Source organism: Ensifer sp. 2TAB8 (assembly GCF_052115125.1).
Lineage (GTDB): Bacteria > Pseudomonadota > Alphaproteobacteria > Rhizobiales > Rhizobiaceae > Ensifer.
The window spans coordinates 12,419-31,520 of the sequence record NZ_JBFRGB010000043.1 but is presented as its reverse complement, the minus strand read 5'-3'; the positions used below and the strand labels follow the sequence as shown (position 1 = coordinate 31,520).

Annotated in this window: 17 protein-coding genes and 1 pseudogene; 7 read left to right on the top strand and 11 right to left on the bottom strand. The window is 62.4% G+C overall.

What is annotated here, in order from left to right; all coding sequences use genetic code 11:
- The 6 genes and pseudogenes from AB4Z53_RS33990 to AB4Z53_RS33965 all read right to left on the bottom strand — a co-directional run.
- Window positions 1-1,248, bottom strand: a pseudogene (locus AB4Z53_RS33990) (4Fe-4S dicluster domain-containing protein); the annotation flags it as partial.
- Window positions 1,249-1,408: 160 nt separating this feature from the next.
- Window positions 1,409-2,911: an aldehyde dehydrogenase family protein gene (locus AB4Z53_RS33985; RefSeq protein ID WP_441599792.1), complete on the bottom strand. Its 1,503-nt coding sequence runs from the start codon at window positions 2,909-2,911 to the stop codon at window positions 1,409-1,411.
- A gap of 110 nt (window positions 2,912-3,021) precedes the next feature.
- The gene (locus AB4Z53_RS33980) at window positions 3,022-4,038 is read right to left on the bottom strand and encodes an AraC family transcriptional regulator (RefSeq protein ID WP_441599790.1); all 1,017 of its coding nucleotides are present in this window, start codon (window positions 4,036-4,038) and stop codon (window positions 3,022-3,024) included.
- A 39-nt stretch (window positions 4,039-4,077) separates the two neighbouring features.
- Window positions 4,078-5,019 carry an electron transfer flavoprotein subunit alpha/FixB family protein gene (locus tag AB4Z53_RS33975; protein ID WP_441599788.1) on the bottom strand — a complete coding sequence of 314 codons (942 nt, stop codon included), beginning with the start codon at window positions 5,017-5,019 and terminating at the stop codon, window positions 4,078-4,080.
- Entirely contained in the window at window positions 5,016-5,768 is a 753-nt protein-coding gene (locus tag AB4Z53_RS33970; protein WP_441599786.1) for an electron transfer flavoprotein subunit beta/FixA family protein, read from the bottom strand. Before AB4Z53_RS33970 ends, AB4Z53_RS33975 begins: the two co-directional genes overlap by 4 nt.
- A 38-nt stretch (window positions 5,769-5,806) precedes the next feature.
- Window positions 5,807-7,051, bottom strand: coding sequence for an acyl-CoA dehydrogenase family protein (locus AB4Z53_RS33965; protein WP_441599785.1), 1,245 nt, complete (start codon window positions 7,049-7,051; stop codon window positions 5,807-5,809).
- 420 nt (window positions 7,052-7,471) lie between these two features.
- Between AB4Z53_RS33965 and AB4Z53_RS33960 the strand changes: the two genes are divergently transcribed.
- Window positions 7,472-9,166 (top strand): amidohydrolase, encoded by a 1,695-nt coding sequence (locus tag AB4Z53_RS33960; RefSeq protein ID WP_441599783.1) that lies wholly within the window; start codon window positions 7,472-7,474, stop codon window positions 9,164-9,166.
- 166 nt (window positions 9,167-9,332) lie between these two features.
- Complete coding sequence (locus AB4Z53_RS33955) at window positions 9,333-9,533, top strand: hypothetical protein (RefSeq protein ID WP_162768941.1); 201 nt, start codon at window positions 9,333-9,335, stop codon at window positions 9,531-9,533.
- A 172-nt stretch (window positions 9,534-9,705) separates the two neighbouring features.
- On the opposite strand, the gene AB4Z53_RS33950 is transcribed toward AB4Z53_RS33955, so the two are convergent.
- Window positions 9,706-10,284 (bottom strand): TetR/AcrR family transcriptional regulator, encoded by a 579-nt coding sequence (locus AB4Z53_RS33950; RefSeq protein WP_441599781.1) that lies wholly within the window; start codon window positions 10,282-10,284, stop codon window positions 9,706-9,708.
- A 65-nt stretch (window positions 10,285-10,349) separates the two neighbouring features.
- On the opposite strand from AB4Z53_RS33950, the gene AB4Z53_RS33945 reads away from it, so the two are divergent.
- From AB4Z53_RS33945 to ppk2, 4 genes are all read left to right on the top strand, one after another.
- The gene (locus AB4Z53_RS33945) at window positions 10,350-10,727 is read left to right on the top strand and encodes a nuclear transport factor 2 family protein (RefSeq protein ID WP_441599779.1); all 378 of its coding nucleotides are present in this window, start codon (window positions 10,350-10,352) and stop codon (window positions 10,725-10,727) included.
- 88 nt (window positions 10,728-10,815) lie between these two features.
- Complete coding sequence (locus AB4Z53_RS33940) at window positions 10,816-11,178, top strand: nuclear transport factor 2 family protein (RefSeq protein WP_441599777.1); 363 nt, start codon at window positions 10,816-10,818, stop codon at window positions 11,176-11,178.
- Between the two features lie 320 nt (window positions 11,179-11,498).
- The gene (locus AB4Z53_RS33935) at window positions 11,499-13,295 is read left to right on the top strand and encodes a SulP family inorganic anion transporter (RefSeq protein ID WP_441599775.1); all 1,797 of its coding nucleotides are present in this window, start codon (window positions 11,499-11,501) and stop codon (window positions 13,293-13,295) included.
- Complete coding sequence (ppk2, locus tag AB4Z53_RS33930) at window positions 13,264-14,118, top strand: polyphosphate kinase 2 (protein ID WP_113540573.1); 855 nt, start codon at window positions 13,264-13,266, stop codon at window positions 14,116-14,118. Before AB4Z53_RS33935 ends, ppk2 begins: the two co-directional genes overlap by 32 nt.
- A 118-nt stretch (window positions 14,119-14,236) precedes the next feature.
- On the opposite strand, the gene AB4Z53_RS33925 is transcribed toward ppk2, so the two are convergent.
- The 4 genes from AB4Z53_RS33925 to AB4Z53_RS33910 form a co-directional block, all read right to left on the bottom strand.
- Window positions 14,237-14,698: a histidine kinase gene (locus AB4Z53_RS33925; RefSeq protein ID WP_113540574.1), complete on the bottom strand. Its 462-nt coding sequence runs from the start codon at window positions 14,696-14,698 to the stop codon at window positions 14,237-14,239.
- A gap of 354 nt (window positions 14,699-15,052) precedes the next feature.
- Window positions 15,053-16,936, bottom strand: a complete 1,884-nt coding sequence (locus AB4Z53_RS33920; RefSeq protein WP_441599773.1) for a patatin-like phospholipase family protein — start codon at window positions 16,934-16,936, stop codon at window positions 15,053-15,055.
- Window positions 16,937-17,139: 203 nt separating this feature from the next.
- Complete coding sequence (locus AB4Z53_RS33915; protein ID WP_441599771.1) at window positions 17,140-17,670, bottom strand: MgtC/SapB family protein; 531 nt, start codon at window positions 17,668-17,670, stop codon at window positions 17,140-17,142.
- A gap of 115 nt (window positions 17,671-17,785) precedes the next feature.
- A complete protein-coding gene (locus tag AB4Z53_RS33910; protein ID WP_419195852.1) occupies window positions 17,786-18,232 on the bottom strand; it encodes a pseudoazurin in 447 nt (148 codons plus the stop codon).
- A gap of 152 nt (window positions 18,233-18,384) precedes the next feature.
- Between AB4Z53_RS33910 and AB4Z53_RS33905 the strand changes: the two genes are divergently transcribed.
- The gene (locus AB4Z53_RS33905; protein WP_441599769.1) at window positions 18,385-19,041 is read left to right on the top strand and encodes a MarR family winged helix-turn-helix transcriptional regulator; all 657 of its coding nucleotides are present in this window, start codon (window positions 18,385-18,387) and stop codon (window positions 19,039-19,041) included.
- Window positions 19,042-19,102 lie beyond the last annotated feature (61 nt).

The following is a 19,102-nucleotide window of genomic DNA, read 5'->3' as shown; positions in this document are numbered from 1 at the left end:
CCGGCCGGACAGTAGCGCGTCGACGGGCCGGCATAGATGTCGTGCTCGGAGCGCTTCTGCAGCTCCATGTCCTTCACCTGCAGATGGACCGGCTGATCCTCCTCGTGGTTGGTGTTCGACAGGAACACCGAGGACAGCCGGTCGAAGGTGAGCACACCATCGGGCTTCGGATAGTCGATCTTCTGGTGCTGAGCGGCCGGCTCGAGCGACTGCGCGTCCGTCTTGCCGTGCTTCAGCGTGCCGAAGAAGGAGAAGCCGAACAGCTGGTTGGTCCACATGTCGAGACCGCCGAGCCCAACGCCGATCGCCGTACCGAACTTCGACCACAGCGGCTTGACGTTGCGAACCCGCTTCAAATCCTGGCCGATGGCGCTGTCGCGCCAGCCGCGCTCGATCTCGATCGGCTCGTCATTGGCGCGACCGGAGGCGATCGCCGCCGCCAGCTTCTCGGCGGCGAGAATGCCCGACAGCACCGCATTGTGGCTGCCCTTGATGCGCGGCACGTTGACGAGGCCGGCCGAACAGCCGATCAGCGCACCACCGGGGAAGGAGAGCTTCGGCACCGACTGGTAGCCGCCCTCGGTGATCGCTCGCGCCCCATAGGACAGCCGCTTGCCGCCCTCGAAGGTGCCGCGGATCGCCGGGTGCGTCTTGAAGCGCTGGAACTCCTCGAACGGGAAGAGATAGGGGTTCTTGTAATTSAGGTGCACGACRAAGCCGACGGCGACCATGTTGTCTTCGAGATGGTAGAGGAACGAGCCGCCACCGGTCTTCATGCCGAGCGGCCAGCCGAAGGAGTGCTGCACCAGGCCKGGCCGGTGGTTCTCCGGCTTCACCTGCCAGAGCTCTTTCAGGCCAATGCCGAACTTCTGGACGTCGCTGTCCCTGGAGAGATCGAACTTGGCGATCAGCTGCTTGGCGAGCGAACCGCGCACGCCCTCGCCGATCAGGGTGTATTTGCCGAGCAGTGCCATGCCGCGGGCGAAGTTCGGTCCCGGCTCGCCGTTGCGCTCRATGCCCATGTCGCCGGTGGCAACACCGATGACCGCACCCTCGTCGTTGTAGAGCACTTCGGTTGCGGCAAAGCCCCGACAGAATATGCGCACCGACCTCGGCGCCCTTTTCGAGCACGACAACCGAAAGCTCCGGATTGACCTGCTTCAGCCGGATCGCCGCCGCAAGACCCGCCGGTCCCGCACCCACGATCACAACGTCGAACTCCATGCTCTCGCGTTCATCCAACTGCATGCAACCCGCCTATCAATTGCCGGCCCTACAGAGAGGGTGCGTCGCGCGGAACGCGACGCCCACCCTTAACTGGGACCGGTCGGAGTTCGCACGGCGACGCGCCGAAGACGGGGCGTCACCGTGCTGGAGGTTTGGTTCAATGGATCTGGTCCGGGCGAACTCAGTCCTTCGGTGGCCAGGTCGGGATGGTGCCCCGGCCCGACGGAAACCGGACGTTCTTCGAGCGCGTGAATTCGCGCAACGTTTCCGCTGCATTTTCTCGGCCGAAGCCGCTTCCTTTCTGGCCGCCGAAGGGCGAGCCGAGGAAGGCGCGGCGCATGTAGTTGTTGATGAAGATCATGCCCGCTTCGAGCTTGGCCGCGATCTTGCCGGCATGCGCTTCGTCGGTCGTGCAGATCGCCGCTGTCAGGCCGTATTGGCTGTCATTGGCGATGCGGATTGCTTCTTCCTCGGTCGAAAACCGCATGATGCTGGCGATCGGGCCGAACATCTCCTCGCGCGCCGGGGTCATGTCGGGCGTGACATCAGCAAGAACCGTCGGCGCGACCCAGTAGCCGTCCTTCAAGCGCTCGTCGGTCGGCAGCTTGCCCTGGGTGACGAGACGGGCTCCCTCCTTCAGCGCGATGTCGAGGTAGGAGAGAACCTTGTCGCGGTGTTTCGCATCGACCATGGCGCCGATATCGGTCGCCGGATCCAGCCCGTCGCCGACGACCAGTTTCTCGGTCGCCCGTGCGAACCGCTCGAGGAACTCGTCATGGATTCTATCATGTACGAGGATGCGCGACGTCGAGGTGCAGGCCTCGCCCTGATTGTAGAACATGCCTTCGAGCGCGACGTTGATCGCGACGTCGAGATCGGCATCGGGAAGTACGATCAGCGCGTTCTTGCCGCCCAGTTCCATCGTGGCGTAGGTGAGGTTCTGCGCGGCCGACTGCAGCACGCGCCGGCCCGTCATCGTCGAACCCGTGAAGGTGATGCGCTCGACCAGCGGATGGGCGGCAAGTGCCGGGCCGGAGGCCATGCCGGCGACCGCGTTGAGAACGCCCGGCGGCAGGATCTCGTTGGCGAGCTCCACAAGGCGCAGCACCGTCAAGGGCGCCTGTTCCCCCGGCTTGATGACGACGGTGTTGCCGGCGGCAAGCGCCGGCGCGCACTTCTTGGAGAAGTGGATCGGCGGCCAGTTGAAGGGCAGGATCGCGGCCACCACGCCGTAGGGCTCGTAATTGATGCGCGCCTCGATCGGCCCTTGATCGAGGATCTCTCCGTGGATCGTATCGGCGAGACCGCCGAAATAGTCGAAGCAGGCATGGCAGAACGACACGTCGAAGCGGAGCGCATCGCGACGTGGCTTGCCCACTTCGCGCGCCTCGATCTCGGCCAGTTCGTCCACGTGCTTGCGGATATGGGCGGCAACCTCCCGCAGGATCTGGCCGCGCTCGCGCGGGGAGCGGTCGCGCCAGGCCTGGAAGGCGGCGCGCGCGCTTCTGATGGCCTGATCGACGTCGGCCTCCGACGCATTGGTCACATGCGCGATCGTCGCGCCGGTCGCCGGCTCCTCGACGCTGAACGTGGTGGCACTGCCGTCGTCCAGAAATTCCCCGCCCACAAACAGGCCGGACATCCGGAGCGGCGCCCGCGCCTGATCCTCGACATTCTTAAGCATTGCTACTCCTCCCATTTTGCAATCAACCGCATATGCCGGACCGCATCCCGATCAGGCTTTCCTCTGTCCATCGGACAATCCCGTTGTCCGGCTGGTTTCGTGTGATCCGCCTAGCTCCTGCCCCTTGGCATCAGGCCCGGGGCCTGTGCGCCGAGGCCGCGCCGCGTCGTCGCGGGTACGGCAAGGTCGCTCAGCCGTTTCGCCCGATAGGCCGTCGGCGTCATTCCGACTGACTTTCGAAACGCCCGCAGGAAATACTTCTCGTCGTTGTAGCCGACGGCATAGGCGATCTGGCCGATCGGCTCGTCGGTCAGCACCAGGCGTTCGCGCGCGTCATCGATGCGCATTTCGCGGATGAGCGCGTTGAAGCTCGTGCCCGTGTGCTGCCGCAACAGCGCACAGAGACGGCTGCGGGAAAGCCTGGCATAGGCGGCCGCCTGATCGAGCGTCGGCGAACGCAGGTAGTTCTCCGCGATGAAATCGGAGATCCGGCGCATGTGTCCGCTGTCCCGGCCGAACGCCGGCAGCACCGGCGACAACTCGTCGAAACGATCCTCATAGGCCCGGCAGATCCTGCCGAGCATCAGCGTCAGTTCGGCGCGAATGATCTCCCCGGTGCAGATCCGATCCTCGGCATGCTCCGTGATCATCACCCGGCAAGCCTCCTCGACGCGCGCAGCCTGGGCTTCGTCGAGGTTGAAGTCGATGTGCCCCTGCCAGGCGAAGGGCGTGAGCTCGGGGGCGATGCGCACCAGTTCCTGTATCGGATAAGAGCGCGTGATGCCCGGCCGGAGGAAATCGAGGTCGAAGTAGATAACGACGGACCGCGACGCGCTGCTGAACCGCATCTGATGCGGGGTCATGGGCGCGATGAAATAGACCGAGCCCGGATGCGGCTTGTAGGATCTGAGGCCAACGCGCGCCGTCGGCCCCTCGCTCATGAAATAGACGATCTGGAAATAGTCGTGCTTGTGGGCCGGATAGAGCCTTTGGGTCTTTTCGACCAGACGAATATGGAAACGAGGCGCGTCGGCCCGTTCGAGCGCGTAGGAACGAAAGGGCGCCGAAAGGGTATCGTCACCGTCCTGATCCGAATCGCTGTCCGGCTGCCCATCTGTTCTTGCCATCCCGTCCTCCCGTTTGCCTCAGTGCCGACGCCACCTGCTTCAAGGCGCGCTTGCGATCGTACCCTTCAACTCGGGAACGGCCTCGAAGAGATCGGCGACGAGACCGTAATCGGCCACCTGGAAGATCGGCGCTTCCGCGTCCTTGTTGATCGCGACGATCACCTTCGAATCCTTCATGCCCGCCAGATGCTGGATCGCGCCGGAAATGCCGCAGGCGATGTAGAGGTCGGGCGCGACGATCTTGCCGGTTTGGCCGACCTGAAGGTCGTTCGACACATAGCCGGCGTCAACCGCCGCGCGGCTCGCGCCCAATGCGGCACCCAGCCTGTCGGCGAGCGGCGCAAGCACCGTCTCGAAATTTTCGGCCGAGCCCATGCCACGCCCGCCGGACACAACGATGCGCGCCGATGTCAGTTCGGGCCGCTCCGAAACTGCGACGGCATTGGCGACAAACGTCGACCGGGAGGCGCCTGGGGTAGCGTCGACGGTCTCGATCGGCTTCGCTTCTCCCTGACCCACGGCACGGAATGCCGACGCCCGGATCGTGAGGACGCGTTTCGGGTCTTTCGAGCGCACGGTCTGAACGATGTTGCCGGCATAGATCGGACGGCGAAACAGGTCGGGGCCGTCGATCGCGATCACGTCCGAGATCTGCATGACGTCGAGCAGCGCGGCGACGCGGGGCATCACGTTCTTGCCGGTCGAGCTGGATGCCGCGACGATGGCATCGTAGTTTCCCGACAAGGCGACGATCAGCTCGGCGAGCGGCTCGGCAAGCTGGTTGGCAAGGTTTTCCTCGTCCGCGACCAGGACCTTGGAGATGCCGTCGAGGCGGGCGGCAGCCAGCGCTGCTTCCTGACACCCCTTACCCGCGACAAGCACATGGATATCGTTGCCGAGGCAAAGGGCAGCGCTGACCGCCCTTGCCGTTGCCTCATCCAGTTGCGCATTGCCGTGTTCGGCCAAGACAAGCACGCTCATGCCAGCACTCCCGCTTCCGTTTTCAGTCGTTCGACAAGCTCCGCCACCGATTTCACCTTGATGCCGGCGGCCCTTGTCGGCGGCTCTTCGAGACGGACAACCTCCAGGCGCTCCTCGATGACCAGCCCGTAGTCTGAAGGTAACTTTTCCTCCACTGGCTTCTTCTTGGCCTTCATGATGTTCGGCAGCGACGCGTAGCGTGGTTCGTTGAGGCGCAAATCCGCCGTGATGATCGCCGGTAGCGCAAGCGCAATCGTCTGCGATCCGCCATCGACCTCGCGAATGACGGTGGCGCGGTTGCCATCGACGGTCAGCTGCGAGGCAAAGGTCGCCTGCGGCCAACCGAGTTTTGCCGCCAGCATCTGTCCGGTCTGGTTGCAATCGTCGTCGACGGCCTGTTTGCCAAGAAGGATCAAGGCCGGCTGTTCTTCGCCGGCGACGGCGGTGAGCACCTTGGCAACCGCCAGCGGCTCGGTCGTCGCCTCCGTCCTGACGAGGAGGCCGCGATCGACCCCCATCGCCAGTGCGGTGCGCAACGTCTCCGTCGCCTTTTCGGGGCCGACCGAAACGACGACCACCTCCGAGGCGATGCTCGCCTCCTTGAGGCGGACCGCCTCTTCGACCGCGATCTCGTCGAACGGGTTCATCGTCATCTTGACGGCGGCAAGGTCGAGACCGCTGCCATCGGACCGTAGCCTCACCTTCACGTTCGGATCGGCAACGCGCTTTATCGCGACCAGTATCTTCATCTTCGTCCTCCCGAGCCCGCCATCTCCTCCGGCAGGCCCTAGTTTTCAGGGCCTGCGTATTTGCCGGCGGTCGCCGGGAACATGGTCTTGATGATCTTCATCCGGCTGACGTCGACGGTCGCATCCATGTGCAGGAAGATCGCAGCATCGCGGAACAGCTTCTCGATGCCGAACTCCAGCATTGCGCCGTTGCCGCCATGCAGTTCCAGCGCGTGGGTCGCGACCTTCATGATCTCTTCCGAGGCGTAGACCTTGGCCATGTTGCAGAGAACATCCATGTCCGGATGCCCCTCGTCGACGGCCCTCGACGCCCGCTCGATCAGCGCGCGCACCGCCTCGATCCGCGTCGCCATGTCGGCGAGCCGCAGGGCCACGGCCTGGTGCTTGATGAGAATACGCCCACCCTGCACGTAGTTCTGGACGTAGTCCGCCGTGCGCTCGAAGCAGGCGACGCCGACGCCGAGGTTCTTGGCCGCCTGGATGATCTTGCCGGCCCGGAAATACTGCCCGGCGCTGCCAAGGGCGGTGTTCTGGACGAGAAGGTGATCGGCCGGAACCCGGCAGTCCTCGAACACCAGTTCGCCGTTGTTCATGAAACGGCAGCCCATGGTCTCGTTGCACTTCGTCACCGTCAGGCCGGGCGTGTCGCGGGGGACGAGTAAACTCGAAGTTCCCTGCAGCATGCCGACCGAGGAGTCGGTGTTGGCATAGACGACATAGAGGCTCGCATCGAAGCCGTTCGAGATGAACTGCTTGCGGCCGTTGATCACCCAGTGCCCGTCCTTGAGCACGGCCTTCGTGTGCATCGCCGCCTCGGGCACATTGTAGGGCAGCCAGCGATCGGAAGCGCCGCGCGGCTCGGTCAGGCAATGAGCCAGCAGGAACTGCGGGTCCGCCAGAAGGCGTGGAAACCACTTGTCCTGCAGGTGCTTTGGCGCGAATTCGCGCAGCAAGATCGAGACCTTCCAGTTCTGCACCAGCTTGTCGGCAAGGCCGGAGTCGCCGCGAGCGATTTCTTCGGAGATCAGCGCGAAGGTCCTGACCTCCGTCTCGCGCTCCAGGTCGACGCCGCCATAGGCTTCCGGCACGCCGAGCGTGCGGACGCCGATCGTTTCGGCCCCCTCCAGGATCGAGCGCGGCAGCCGCTCGCCCGGGCTCATGTCCCATTCGCGCTGCCAGTTCGATCGAATGAAAGGCGTCACCGCGTCGTCGACGAAGGCGCGGCAGCTGTCGCGCATCATTCGCTGTTCCTGGGACAGTGAGCCGTCATCGGCGTGGATCATTTCTCGCTCCCTTGGTTCTGATCTGGCGGGTTCCTCATCCTGCCGACAGATTGATAGCTTGCCGTTCCCGTGGAGATGAGGTTCGAGTGTGCTCTTTTGGTGGACTATCGTCCAATTCGACGTGGACTTTCTGCGCGCCATGGGAAGCAATTGAGCGTCGGCCTTCTCCTCAACGGCTCCCCATGCATCGCAGTCTGGATCGGCACGCGCCGAGATCCTTGTCCTATTTTTGAGACACTGTGGTTCGAATTCGATGCCTACCGCCGGCTTGTAGCGCCCGTATCTTTTTTGGGCCCACTATCTCAGGCGTGGCGAAGACGGCTCGGCCACCATCCGACGTCGCAATTGTCGGAGAAAGCCGCGCGAACCACCCGCGCCCTCCGCCAGTTTGGTTTCACCGATCCTGTTGAGGAGAGTGCCTTGATCCGCCGGTTTTCGACTTTCTGCCTCGCCGCGGCGCAGCTTGCCGTTTTCACGCAACCGTCCCTGGCAAACGATCGCCCCGACCTCGTGCTCAGAAACGGCACGATCGTCACCATGGACGAGGCCAGGCCGGCGGCGGAAGCGCTTGCCATTGCCAATGGCCGTATCGTGGCGGTCGGCAGCGACGAAGACATCGCAAAGCTGGTGCAGCCTGACACGGAGGTCCTGGACCTTGGCGGCCGCACCGTCATTCCCGGCCTTGTCGACACGCATATCCATGCGATTCGCGGCGGCCAGACCTATCCTTTCGAGACCTACTGGCACGACGAAACAAGCCTTGCGAGCGCGCTCGAAGCCTTGAAGACTGCGGCGCGGGATCGCGCCAGGGACCAGTGGGTCGCGGTCGTCGGCTCCTGGCATCCGGACCAGTTCGCCGAGCGCCGTCCGCCCGAGCTTGCCGACCTCGACAAGGCCCTGCCGGACACCCCGGCCTATGTGCAATATCTCTATGACTACGCACTCGTGAACACCAAGGCGATCGAGCTGCTTGCGCTCGACAGCGCCATACCGAAACTACCGCCCGGCGTCAGGGTTGAGCGCAACGGAGAGGACCGCGCGACGGGCAAGCTCTTCGGGAACATCAGCTCGTTCAACGTGCTCTTCGGACAACTCAGCGCGATTGGAAAGGAAGAGCGCAAGGCGAACCTCAAGGTGTTCTTCTCGCATCTCAATGCAGCCGGGGTTACCGGCTTCATCGACCCTTCCGCAGGGCCGGCGGCCGGCTACGAACCGTTCTTCGCGCTCCGCGACGAAGGCGGCCTGACGCTGAGGGCCGGCTACCGCATTCCGGCGGCCCATCCCGGCAAAGAGGCTGAATGGTTCCGCGAGATCATGTCGTTCCGTCCCGCCGTCCACGACGACGGCACGCTGAGCTTCCTCGGCCTTGGGGAATCCCTGGTCTTTGCGATGAACGACGGCGTGCAGATGGGGCCGGGTTTCGCGCCGCCCAAGGAAGCCCGCGACGAACTGCTGAAAGTCGCGCTGTTCGCTGCGGAACGACATATCCCCGTCGAGATCCATGCCTATACCGACGATTCCGCGAGCGCGATCCTCGACGTCTTCGAGGAGGTGCACAAGACGCACCCGCTCAATGACCTCAGGTGGTCGATCGCCCACCTCAACACCGGATCGGAACGAACCCTCGACCGAATGCAGAAGATGGGCCTCGCCTACACCGTCCAGATGGGGCCGTATTTCGAGGCTCCTGCCATCAGGGAAGCGAACGGTGCCGCGGTCGCTGCAGTTTCGCCACCGACGCGGCTCGCCATCGACAAGGGGATCATGGTGGCCGGTGGCACCGACTCTACCCGCATCGGCGTCGCCGGCGTCTGGCAGGCGATAGAATATCACCTGACGGGGCGTCCGCTCGGAGGCACAGTGCAAAAGGCAGATGATCAGTTGTTGACGCGTGAGGAAGCGCTTCGCCTCTATACCCGCAACGCCGCTTGGATCGGCTTTGCGGAAGAGGACCGCGGCACGCTGTCCACGGGCAAGTTCGCCGATCTTGCCGTGCTTGACAAACCTTACATGACCATGCCGGTGGACGAGGTCGATACGGTCCGCTCCGTCCTGACCCTGCTCGGCGGCAAGATCGTGTATGACTCAGGCGTCGTCGAGACAGGGCGACCATAGCGCCGAGCGACGCCTGTCGGGGGACGGCCTTCCATCAGCAGCCATCGAACAGGCGCCACATTCTCACCACTCGATAACCCGATTTACGCACCCGTCTAATCCTTGACGGGCGCGTGCACTGTGAGACGCTATGACTTCACGGTTGTAGTGCGTAGGGGGGCATCCAGTGAAATTTTCAAAGTCCAAGAAGAAGCATCCCGGAAAGATGCACAAGGCAATTGTAGCTGTCGGCCGCTATGATGACGGGTTCGTCGGCGCATGGCGCGCCACCCCCGGTTTCTCCTATCGGGGACGATGGCTCAACGAAGGATGCCCGGGCACCTTCGAGACATGGCTCGTCAACAAGGGCGTCATGCCCAAGGTGTAACGCGGTCACTCCGAACCGGCATTCCATGAACTGCGCCGTTCGGTGGAGTGGGACATCTTGTGCCTCCATAGCAACGGAATGATGCCGCGCGCAGTCGCTGGCGCATCATTCCAGAGCTCCAGGGGCTCGCGTGGCTGGCACGCGAGACAACGCCGACGCGCACGGCTCGACTTTAGCGTCGGGCCAGAAGCCTTCGAAGCGCCTCTTCCACCAAAGCGGGAACCCTCGCCGGATCATCCAGATATGCGATTTCGAGAAGGCCGTCGTAGAGCGCGACCAGCAAAGAAGCGGTGGCCGATGGGGCTGGGTCGCCATCGGCCACCAGAAGTTTACTGAGCACACCATGAAACCAAGCGCGCTGGGCGTTGATGGCTTGCCGAACGGAACTCTTCGCGTCCGGGTATTCCGCGGCTGCGTTGAGGAATGGGCAGCCCCGATAATCCCCGCCGACGACGGCGGCGCTGATGCGTCCGAAGATCACCGTGATCGTCTGAAGCGGAGGTTGCTTGGGCAGCTCTGACACAGCCTTCCGCCCCAGTTGGTCCTGCTCTTCGATGTAGGCAAGAACCAGATCGTCCTTCGACGGGAAGTGGTTATAGAACGTCGCCTTTGCGGCGCCCGCTTCGGCGATGATGCGATCGATGCCCACGCCACGGATGCCCTCGGCGTAGAAAAGGCGGGTTGCGGTATCGAGCAGGCGGCGGCGCGCAGGGCTTGCTCCAGGATCGGTTTGCGGGACGGTCTTGTTCATGTCGTTGACTCTAGCAGACAGATCTGTATGCTGCATAGACAGACCTGTCTGTCTATGAGGAAATTATGCAAACGAACGGAACGGCCGGCGTCATCGAGGAGTTCAACCGGGTATTCCTTGATCGAGATCCCGCGAAACTCAAAGACCTGATCGCACCTGACTGCGTGATGGAGTCTATCCAGCCGGCCCCCGATGGCACGCGATACGTAGGCTACGACGCTTGCCTTGCATTCTGGGAGGCCCTCGCCAGCGACACCGTTGCCCATTTCGAAGTCGAAGAAACGCGCGCGCTGGGCGACCGTGCCACCATTTGCTGGCGGTTCCACTTCGGCGACGGCCAGTCGCTGCGGGGCGTCAACCTGATGCACGTCCGCGACGGCCGGATCGTCGAAGCGCTGGGATACTCGAAATTGCCGGGCCAGTCGGCTCCGCTTCCGGATTGACCCAACGCTCGAGCCATTACCCCCAGCACCCGACTGCGCCGAGACCCCTTCGAGGGCGAGGCTCTATTTCACAAAGCGAGGAAGAAAGATGAACGCCAATAGCGAAATGACCCGCAAGCTCATGGAGCGTTTCAACACCGCTTTTCAGCAGCATCGCGCTGAAGACCTCGACGATCTGATTGGCGAAGGCTGTGTTCTCGAAAACACGGCGCCGGCCCCCGATGGAGCACGCTACGAAGGGCGTGAGGCATGCCTCAATTTCTGGAAAGGGATTGCGTCCACCGCGAACCTTGTTTTCGAAGAAGAGGACATATGGGCCAGCGAAGACCGTGGAATCATCCGCTGGCAACTTCGCTGGAGCGAAGATGCAGCGGACCGGGTACGCGGCGTAAACATCATGCGCGTTCGGGACGGAAAGATCGTTGAGGGTCTGGGATATGTGAAGGGATAGGTGCGCGCCCTTGCCGCCCCTCAGCTATGCTGCGGGGCGGGTCCGCGCGACGATTTCAGGCAATCTCGGGCTGCCAAAATCCGCCGCGGCGGCGCGGCGGAGAGCCCGTCACAAGCCTCTGCACGGCGAGATCAGATGCGGCACACGTTGTAGAGGCTTTGGCCTCGTGGTCGCTGCAACTTTTGCGCATTATACGTGATTAGGCAAAACGAAAAGTTTTGCATCTCTAATATTCTCAATGTTATGGTCCATTCGTTTGACCCTCCCGTTCGACACGGCATCGTTGCTGGCAGGAGGAGTCATAGTCCGGGGGCATACGCATGCCGTTTAATCTGCCTCGCCTGCCGTTGCTCGCGAACCTGGATGGTTACCGTGTCGGCTGGCTGCGCAACGATATCTCTGCAGGACTTGCCATTGCCGCCGTAGGTCTGCCAAGCGCCATCGCCTACCCGGCCATAGCTGGACTGCCCGCCGAAACCGGCCTCTATGCCAGCATAACGCCGCTCATCGCCTACGCGCTTTTCGGGCCATCGCGCCAATTGATCGTTGGACCAGATGCTGCGACGATGACAGTGCTGGCTGCGGTTCTGACAACGGTTTTCGCTACGCCCGGCACCACGGTCGACCGAGTGACAGCGGCTGCGCTGCTGGCGCTGATCGTCGGCATCCTTTGCCTGATTGCCCGCCTCGTGCGGCTCGGCGTATTGGCAACCTTTCTGTCACGCCCGATCCTGACCGGTTTCTTCGCCGGCATCTCGCTGTCGATCCTTGTTGGACAGATCAAGCGCTTTACCGGCGTCAGCATCGAGTCCGAGGGTCTGATATCGCCGGTGGTCGAACTGCTGCGCCAAGCCGGTTCGATCCATTGGCCCACCCTGGCCTTTGCCTTGGCCTGCTTCGCGCTCCTGCAAGTGGCCCGCATCTATCGATCGCCCATACCAGGGCCGGTCATCGTCGTCTTCGTCGCCGTACTGCTTTCGTTTCTCTTCGACTTCGAAGGGCGCGGCATGGCGGTTGTCGGCGACATACCGCAGGGGTTGCCGTCGTTCACCTTACCACGCATCGGGAACCTGCCGATTGACGCCCTACTGACGGGCGGAGCCGCCATTTTCCTTGTGAGTTTCGGCTCCGGTGTCATCGCCGCGCGCAGTTTCGCGACGCTCGGGGGATATCGCGTTGATCCCAACCGCGAACTGACGGGTTTCGGTGCGGCAAATTTCGCGGCCGGATTGTTCGGGACATTTCCGGTGACTGCTTCGGATTCTCGCACCGCCGTAAACTTTGCGGTCGGTGGCCGTTCGCAAATCGCAAGCCTGGTTGCCGCCGCGACCCTCATGGCCGTGCTGCTGTTTCTTGGCAATGTTCTGCGCATCCTGCCGATCGCAGCGCTCGGCGCGATCCTTGCCGCGACCGCACTTAGCCTGATCGACATCGAAGGCCTCAGGCGGATATGGCGCGTCAACCGGATCGAGTTCGTTTTTGCCCTGATCGCGCTCTGGGGGCCGATCGGCCTCGGCGTATTGAACGGCGTGGTCATCGCGATTGCCGCAACGCTGATCTATCTGCTGCTGCAGACCATGTATCCGCACGACGCGATGCTTGGCAGAATCCCCGGACGGGACGGTTTCTACAAGCTGCATCGCGCACCAGACGCACGCCCGGTGCCGGGCTTTGGCGCCTGCATGATCCAGGACAGCCTGCTCTTCTACAACGCGGACTATGTGCGGGCGCGCTTGACTGCGATCGCCGACGAACTGCCGCCGCCTGCCCATTGGCTGGTCATCGATGCCAGCGCGATCCCGCAGATCGACAGCACCGCAGCCGAGATGCTCGGGGATCTCGCCGAGGAACTGAAGGCGCGCGACATTGCGCTCGGCATGGCGGAATTGCACACGGATGCCCGCGCCCTGCTTGAGCGGGCCGGCATCATCGAACGCATCGGACCCAACATGATCTTCGAGGGCATGGAGGACGCGCTGGACGCTTACGAAGCCCGGTACGGTGAAAGCCATGTGCCGGGAGGAGAATCTGTGGCGAACTCCAACGCCATGGGAACAGCACAAAACTTCGAAACGGGAGAGACAGATGGGAAAACACGAAGGCAAGAAAAAGAATAAGGACAAGAACGGCGCCGACAAGGTTGCCGAAGCGTCTGCACCTGCAGAAGAGCGATCATCCGGTGGCTACGCCAAGGAGCTCGCCCGGCTGCAAGAAGAGATTGCGCACCTGCAGGCCTGGGTGAAAAAGACCGGCGCCCGCATCGTCATCATCTTCGAGGGCCGCGATGCTGCCGGCAAGGGCGGCGTGATCCGGCGACTTACCGAGCGCGTCAGCCCCCGCGTCTTCAGGGTAACGGCCCTGCCGGCGCCGACGGAGCGGGAAAAGTCGCAGATCTACATGCAGCGCTACATCCAGCATCTGCCGGCAGCCGGCGAAGTGGTGATCTTCGACCGCTCCTGGTACAACCGCCCGGGTGTGGAGCGCGTCATGGGCTTCACCTCCGAAGACAGCGCCCGGCGCTTCCTCGAACTCGCGCCGCGCTTCGAAGCGGCAATGGTCGAAAGCGGCATCGTCCTGCTGAAATACTTCCTCGACGTCAGCGAGAAGGAGCAGGAACGCCGGTTCCGTCAGCGCATCGCCGACCCATTGCGCCAGTGGAAGCTTAGCCCGATGGACGTCGAGTCCTATCAGCGCTGGTGGGACTATACCCGGGCTTACAACGAGATGATCCGCATGACGGACACGGAGTATGCCCCCTGGTGGATCGTGCCGTCGGACGACAAGAAGCGGGCGCGGATCAACTGCATCTCGCACATTCTTGCCTCGATCCCCTACGAGCGTGTGAAGTTCACCGAGCCGGACCTCGGCAAACGCCAGAAACGACCGGATGACTTCGAGCACGACGACCACGTTCGCAGAACGGTGCCTGACGTTGCTTAAAGCGCGTAAGCCCGCGCGGAAAGGCGCGGGCTTACCGAAACGGTCGATCGTTCCCTGAGCACCGGAAATGTAGTGCCGCCGCCGCCACCGCTCACTCCGACGCCGATGGCGGTGATGCTCAGGCCTTGTCCGGAGCCCAGTTCAGGAAGAACCCGACGTCGCCGGGCACGCCGCCCGGAAAGTTGATGATCATCGCCTTCAACTTGTAGCCTTGCGGCTTGCCGTGCTGCTGATAGCGATCGAAGAACTCCTTTGCCTTGCCCTGCAGGGTCTGCGGCCAGTCGCGGTCACCGCTGTTGATGGCGCGGCCGCTGTCGGTGCATAGCTCGGACGGGAAGCTATAAACCATAGCTTCAAACTTGCCGGCCTTGACGGCGTTCGTCACAAGGCGGCGAACGATGGCGATCTCCTCCTCGGTCACCTGCTTCTTGAGGAAATCTGCGGCGAAGTCGGCGTGTTTCTCTTCCTCAATCGTCCTCAATCGCCGATCTTTGTCCATCTCCTCCATTTCCCGCTGGAGGATCTGCATTCGGAGGTCCTGTGCACTCGGAGGTGCGCCGGCATTCTTATTCTCAGCCATCACGTCGATCCACTTCAAGCAAATGGGACCACTGTGACATCAGACTACACGGTTGCCGTGCGCCGCAAGCCAAAGACGTCCCGCAAGTACATCCAAGGGAACCCGATCGGCATACCAATTCGGGGACGAAGCATTTTCGAATATGAGCCGCCTCTTGTCCGAGGTCTCTCTATTTGTTGATCTTTCTCACTTCCAAACGGGATAGCCGATGCGGGCTAATCCCCCACAAGGCTATCCTAAAATACTACAACCGCAAGAGGACAGTGACAATTCGGAATGAGCGATGAAATTCGCCGAAACGCCGGGGCGATCGCGCTTCGCCGACACAGATTTCGGCCAATCATTGGCACCCCACTACAAAGCAGTCCGATCCAGACCATTGCTTATCGCCTGTGACAGGCCCGGCCCCGCCGCAACACCAAGTACCTGGAGAAGCTTCGGGTCGTTCTCGCCAAGACGTTCCTCGATCCAGCGTTTCGTCCAGTCATAGGCGTTGACGTAAAGTTCGGAATGCCGGCTCCAATCCATGAAACCGATTGCGCTCGAAATTGGCGGCGAGACGAGCATGTCCCGCTCGCCGAGCATCACCTCCTCCGGCCTGTGTGCCAACACGCTCGCCGTGATCACCTGGATCACACTCGGGACCTTCGGCAGATTGGCACGACCAAACGGTGTGRGCATTCGCACCGCCAGTTCGGACGCCCCGGGAATGCTGTCATAGTCGATATGATGCCTCCTCGGCCCGTCGGACCCCAAGCTCACGACGACGTTGGGCCCCGTCTTGAGTTCCTTCATCTGCTCCAGCGGCAGATTGTTCATGATGGCGCCATCGACCAGCATGTCGCCATCGGCCGTGAAGAACGGCGGCAGGACGCCGGGGATCGAGCCCGACGCCCTGACGGCGTGCCAGAGCTTGCCCCTGCGGTGGACATATGCCAGCCGGCTGCTGAGATTGGTCGATAGCGCGAAGAACGGAAGCCAGAGGTCCTCGATCAGGATATCGCCATATTCGGCCTGAAGCGTGCGGTCGAGCACCTTGTGATCGAGCAGCGCATACTGCGGCAGGGTGAGACGGCGAAACGCGCGGCTCTTCACAAAGATGAGGTGTGTACCCCGGTCGATTTCGTCGGCGTCCAGTCCGCTGGCAAAGCCAGCCATGATCGCGGCGCCCGAACTGGTCCCTCCGAGATAGTCGAAGGAAGCTCCTGCTTCGACAAACGCCCTGTAGACTCCGATATGCGCGCAGCCGAGCGAGCCCCCGCCGGCTGCGACAAAGCCTCTCGCCTCACCCAGGATAAAGCGGACCAGGCGTTCGAGATCCAACTGGTCTTCCAAGGAAACGTGGTGGTGTTGGCGCACGCCGGGCCGTACGTCGAGCCATGCGGCAGTTCCGGAGACCGTTGCGGAGCGCTTCCCATGAACGAGCACCAGCCGAAGGTTGGATGGCGCATGGACCGAGAGCGCCAATGCTTCACAGGGGCTGAGGTCAGGCGGGTCGGAAGCATCGGCATACAACAGGACATTGTCGGCCTGGCGAATACATACGCGCGTCCAGTCACTCGGCTCATCATCCGCAACATAGACAATGACATCGGCCTTGACTTCGAGATGGTTCAACCAATCCAGCACGGCTTGGTCGTCGAACGGCAAGTTGGCGAACCGGTCCTCGAGTTCTCCCTTGGCCAGAAAGATGATCCGCTTGTCCGAGGCAAATGCGGCACGGAACTGCGCGATGAAATCAGCTGAAATCCGGCTGCTGCCGGCAGGAACAATTGCCAGCGTCCGAAGCTTGCAGGGCTGCCGGATCTGCGTTGGCGGCGGAGACTGCATCGCAAACCGTCGCGCGAGAAACGTCGTCACCGACTGGCGCAGGCTGGGCAGTGCTTTGGCGGCCCTTTCGAATTGGTCGTCGCGGATTTCGAGTACGATGGAATCACGCGCCGCAACGACGGTGGCAATGCGCGGCAGCGCAGCAAAGAAGCCGACTTCGCCGACGAGTTCGCCCTGGCCAATCTCGGCAACAGGCTCAAGAACCCCCTCGCGGATCACCGTGAAACGACCCGACAGAACGACGAAGAAGCGGTCCGACCGGTCTCCCTCTCGCACGAGAACCTCGCCGCGACGCAAGATCCTACGATCCGAGTTGGCGGCCAGGGCCTCCAAGGCGGCCAAAGAGGTCTGGTCGAACAACAGCGTCGCCGACAGCAGCTTGGCGGCAAGAGAACCGGTGGAGTCCATCGAACCTTCCTTGGTACAGGCTTACATCGACATTAGCGGTTCCGAGATGAATTGCCGAACGGATTTGCTGCAGGCCACCCTTGGTGCGTGGCTCGACGTACTCAAGCCATTCTGCGCGACCCGACCGACCTGATGTCTCACGTAACCGGCGGCTCAAGTTGGTGGACCGACGCCCGTTCGATCTCGTCACATGGCAGCCACTGCTAGCGCTTGGTGTGGTTGTTGCTCGCCCGGTCCTGCGGTGCCACATCCGGCTTTCCGTGCCGCGTTGCCCGCGCCTCGAAAGAACCGATGACAAAGAGGACGGAGAAGGCGGAGGCGACGGCAAGGCCGGCGACGATCCAGTGACCGAAACCCACCGCAATGCCGATAGCTCCGGCGAGCCAGAGACTGGCACCGGTCGTTATCCCCTGAACTTCACCTTTGGAAAGCACGATGGTCCCGGCGGCGAGAAATGCGACACCTGCGGTCACAGCCTCCACCACCCGCAGCGGATCGATACGGACACGGTCGTCGAAGAGGCCGTTCAGCCGGACGCTTTCCAGCGAAATGATGCCAAACGCGCAGGCGGCAAGGCAGACGAGCATGTGCGTCTTTAGACCCGCCGGACGTGCCTTTGCCTCACGCTCAAAGCCAATGACTGCACCAAAGATCAGTGCGCCGAGGATTCGCGCGAAAATGATGGGATAGGGAATCTGTGAAGGCGGGAACAATTCAGCAGTGATCTGATCCATGCGGAACCAACGCGAAGCCTTCGCATTGGTTCCGCATGATGGCGTCGCGCCTCACCCAGTGCGCGGACGCCAGGAGCGGCCTGTCCCCACCCCGCTCCGAAGCGAAGTCTGTTACTTAGTTGCCAAGTGCAGCCAGCGCGGCGTCCAGGCGCTCCTGCGCCTTCTTGGGATTCTTGGCGGCCTTTACGGCCTCGAGGTTGGCAGGGGCATCGCCGACCTGAACCACGCCGACCATGCCCATTCCGTAGTGCGGCGTGCACTTGACGCCGTAGACGCCGGGAGCCGTGAAGGTCACTTTGTAGTTTTCATTGACCTTGCTTTTGAAGGCCTCGGCACCATCGGGGATCATACCCTTGATGGTTTCGACATTGTGCCCCTTGTCGGTCGGGATGAAGGTGACCGTATCTCCGGGCGCAACCTTCACAGAAGCCGGCTCGAACACCATGGCTCCGTCCTTGCCCTTGTTCAGCATGTGCACTTCGAAGTCTGCGGCGGCTGCAGGTGCTGCGACAAGCATTGCCGCGATGGCGATACCCAATCCGCTCTTGATTGCATTCAACATCGTCTTCTCCATTTGTGCGACCAGCCCGTGCTCGGGTTGTTCGAACAGAGAAATAGGCCCGCAATGTCCCCTCTACTTTGATGCGCGTCAAATTCGCGGTGCTTTTCCGCCCCTCATTGACATTAAATAGGATTCCTATGTAAATAACCACCATGAGCAAAGAAGCTGACAAAATTCCCTCTTTGGTCGACCGGATTGGCGACGGGTTATCGCGTGTGGCAACCGCCATGCGAAGCGAGGCCTGGACGGCGGCGGAGGCGATCGGTCTCAATCCGACGCAATTACAGATCCTCACCTTTCTCGTGGCCCGCGACCGGAACGGTATGCGCGTCAAACAGATTGCCGCCTATCTCGGCGTCAGCCAGCCGACGACGACGGACTCGGTCAACGCGCTCCTGCGCAAGGGCCTCGTCGAGAAGCACGCCGACCCCAGCGACGCCCGGGCTCTGTCAGTCGCGGCAACGCTCCGGGGCGAAGCCGCCGTGCGCCAGGCCGGTCAACTGGCATCGGCGACCGAGGACGCCATCGCGGCGCTCTCCAAGCTCGAGCAGGAGGACATGCTGATGCATCTCGTGAAGATCATCCGCCGTCTGCAGTCGGCTGGCGCCATTCCGGAACAGCGCATGTGCGTCAACTGCCGCTATTTCCGCCCCCATGTCTACGACGATCCGAAAGCACCGCATCATTGCGCGTTCGTCGATGCCGCCTTCGGGCCGGCGGAGTTGCGCGTCGACTGCGGTGAATTCGAAGGCGCTGACGCCGCGGACCGGGACGCCGCGTGGCGGATTTTCAACCGCGGCGCGGCCTGAAATGAGTTTGAAAGGAAACACATGCGCCGGCAACCGAACCCGGCGAAAGACCGAGAGAGCA

Excerpts from the sequence above, each read along its gene's own strand:
- AB4Z53_RS33985 (WP_441599792.1), bottom strand. The coding sequence starts at position 2,911 with ATGCTTAAGAATGTCGAGGATCAGGCGCGGGCGCCGCTCCGGATGTCC.
- AB4Z53_RS33980 (WP_441599790.1), bottom strand. The coding sequence starts at position 4,038 with ATGGCAAGAACAGATGGGCAGCCGGACAGCGATTCGGATCAGGACGGT.
- AB4Z53_RS33975 (WP_441599788.1), bottom strand. The coding sequence starts at position 5,019 with ATGAGCGTGCTTGTCTTGGCCGAACACGGCAATGCGCAACTGGATGAG.
- AB4Z53_RS33970 (WP_441599786.1), bottom strand. The coding sequence starts at position 5,768 with ATGAAGATACTGGTCGCGATAAAGCGCGTTGCCGATCCGAACGTGAAG.
- AB4Z53_RS33965 (WP_441599785.1), bottom strand. The coding sequence starts at position 7,051 with ATGATCCACGCCGATGACGGCTCACTGTCCCAGGAACAGCGAATGATG.
- AB4Z53_RS33950 (WP_441599781.1), bottom strand. The coding sequence starts at position 10,284 with ATGAACAAGACCGTCCCGCAAACCGATCCTGGAGCAAGCCCTGCGCGC.
- AB4Z53_RS33945 (WP_441599779.1), top strand. The coding sequence starts at position 10,350 with ATGCAAACGAACGGAACGGCCGGCGTCATCGAGGAGTTCAACCGGGTA.
- AB4Z53_RS33940 (WP_441599777.1), top strand. The coding sequence starts at position 10,816 with ATGAACGCCAATAGCGAAATGACCCGCAAGCTCATGGAGCGTTTCAAC.
- AB4Z53_RS33935 (WP_441599775.1), top strand. The coding sequence starts at position 11,499 with ATGCCGTTTAATCTGCCTCGCCTGCCGTTGCTCGCGAACCTGGATGGT.
- ppk2 (WP_113540573.1), top strand. The coding sequence starts at position 13,264 with ATGGGAAAACACGAAGGCAAGAAAAAGAATAAGGACAAGAACGGCGCC.
- AB4Z53_RS33925 (WP_113540574.1), bottom strand. The coding sequence starts at position 14,698 with ATGGCTGAGAATAAGAATGCCGGCGCACCTCCGAGTGCACAGGACCTC.
- AB4Z53_RS33915 (WP_441599771.1), bottom strand. The coding sequence starts at position 17,670 with ATGGATCAGATCACTGCTGAATTGTTCCCGCCTTCACAGATTCCCTAT.
- AB4Z53_RS33910 (WP_419195852.1), bottom strand. The coding sequence starts at position 18,232 with ATGTTGAATGCAATCAAGAGCGGATTGGGTATCGCCATCGCGGCAATG.
- AB4Z53_RS33905 (WP_441599769.1), top strand. The coding sequence starts at position 18,385 with ATGAGCAAAGAAGCTGACAAAATTCCCTCTTTGGTCGACCGGATTGGC.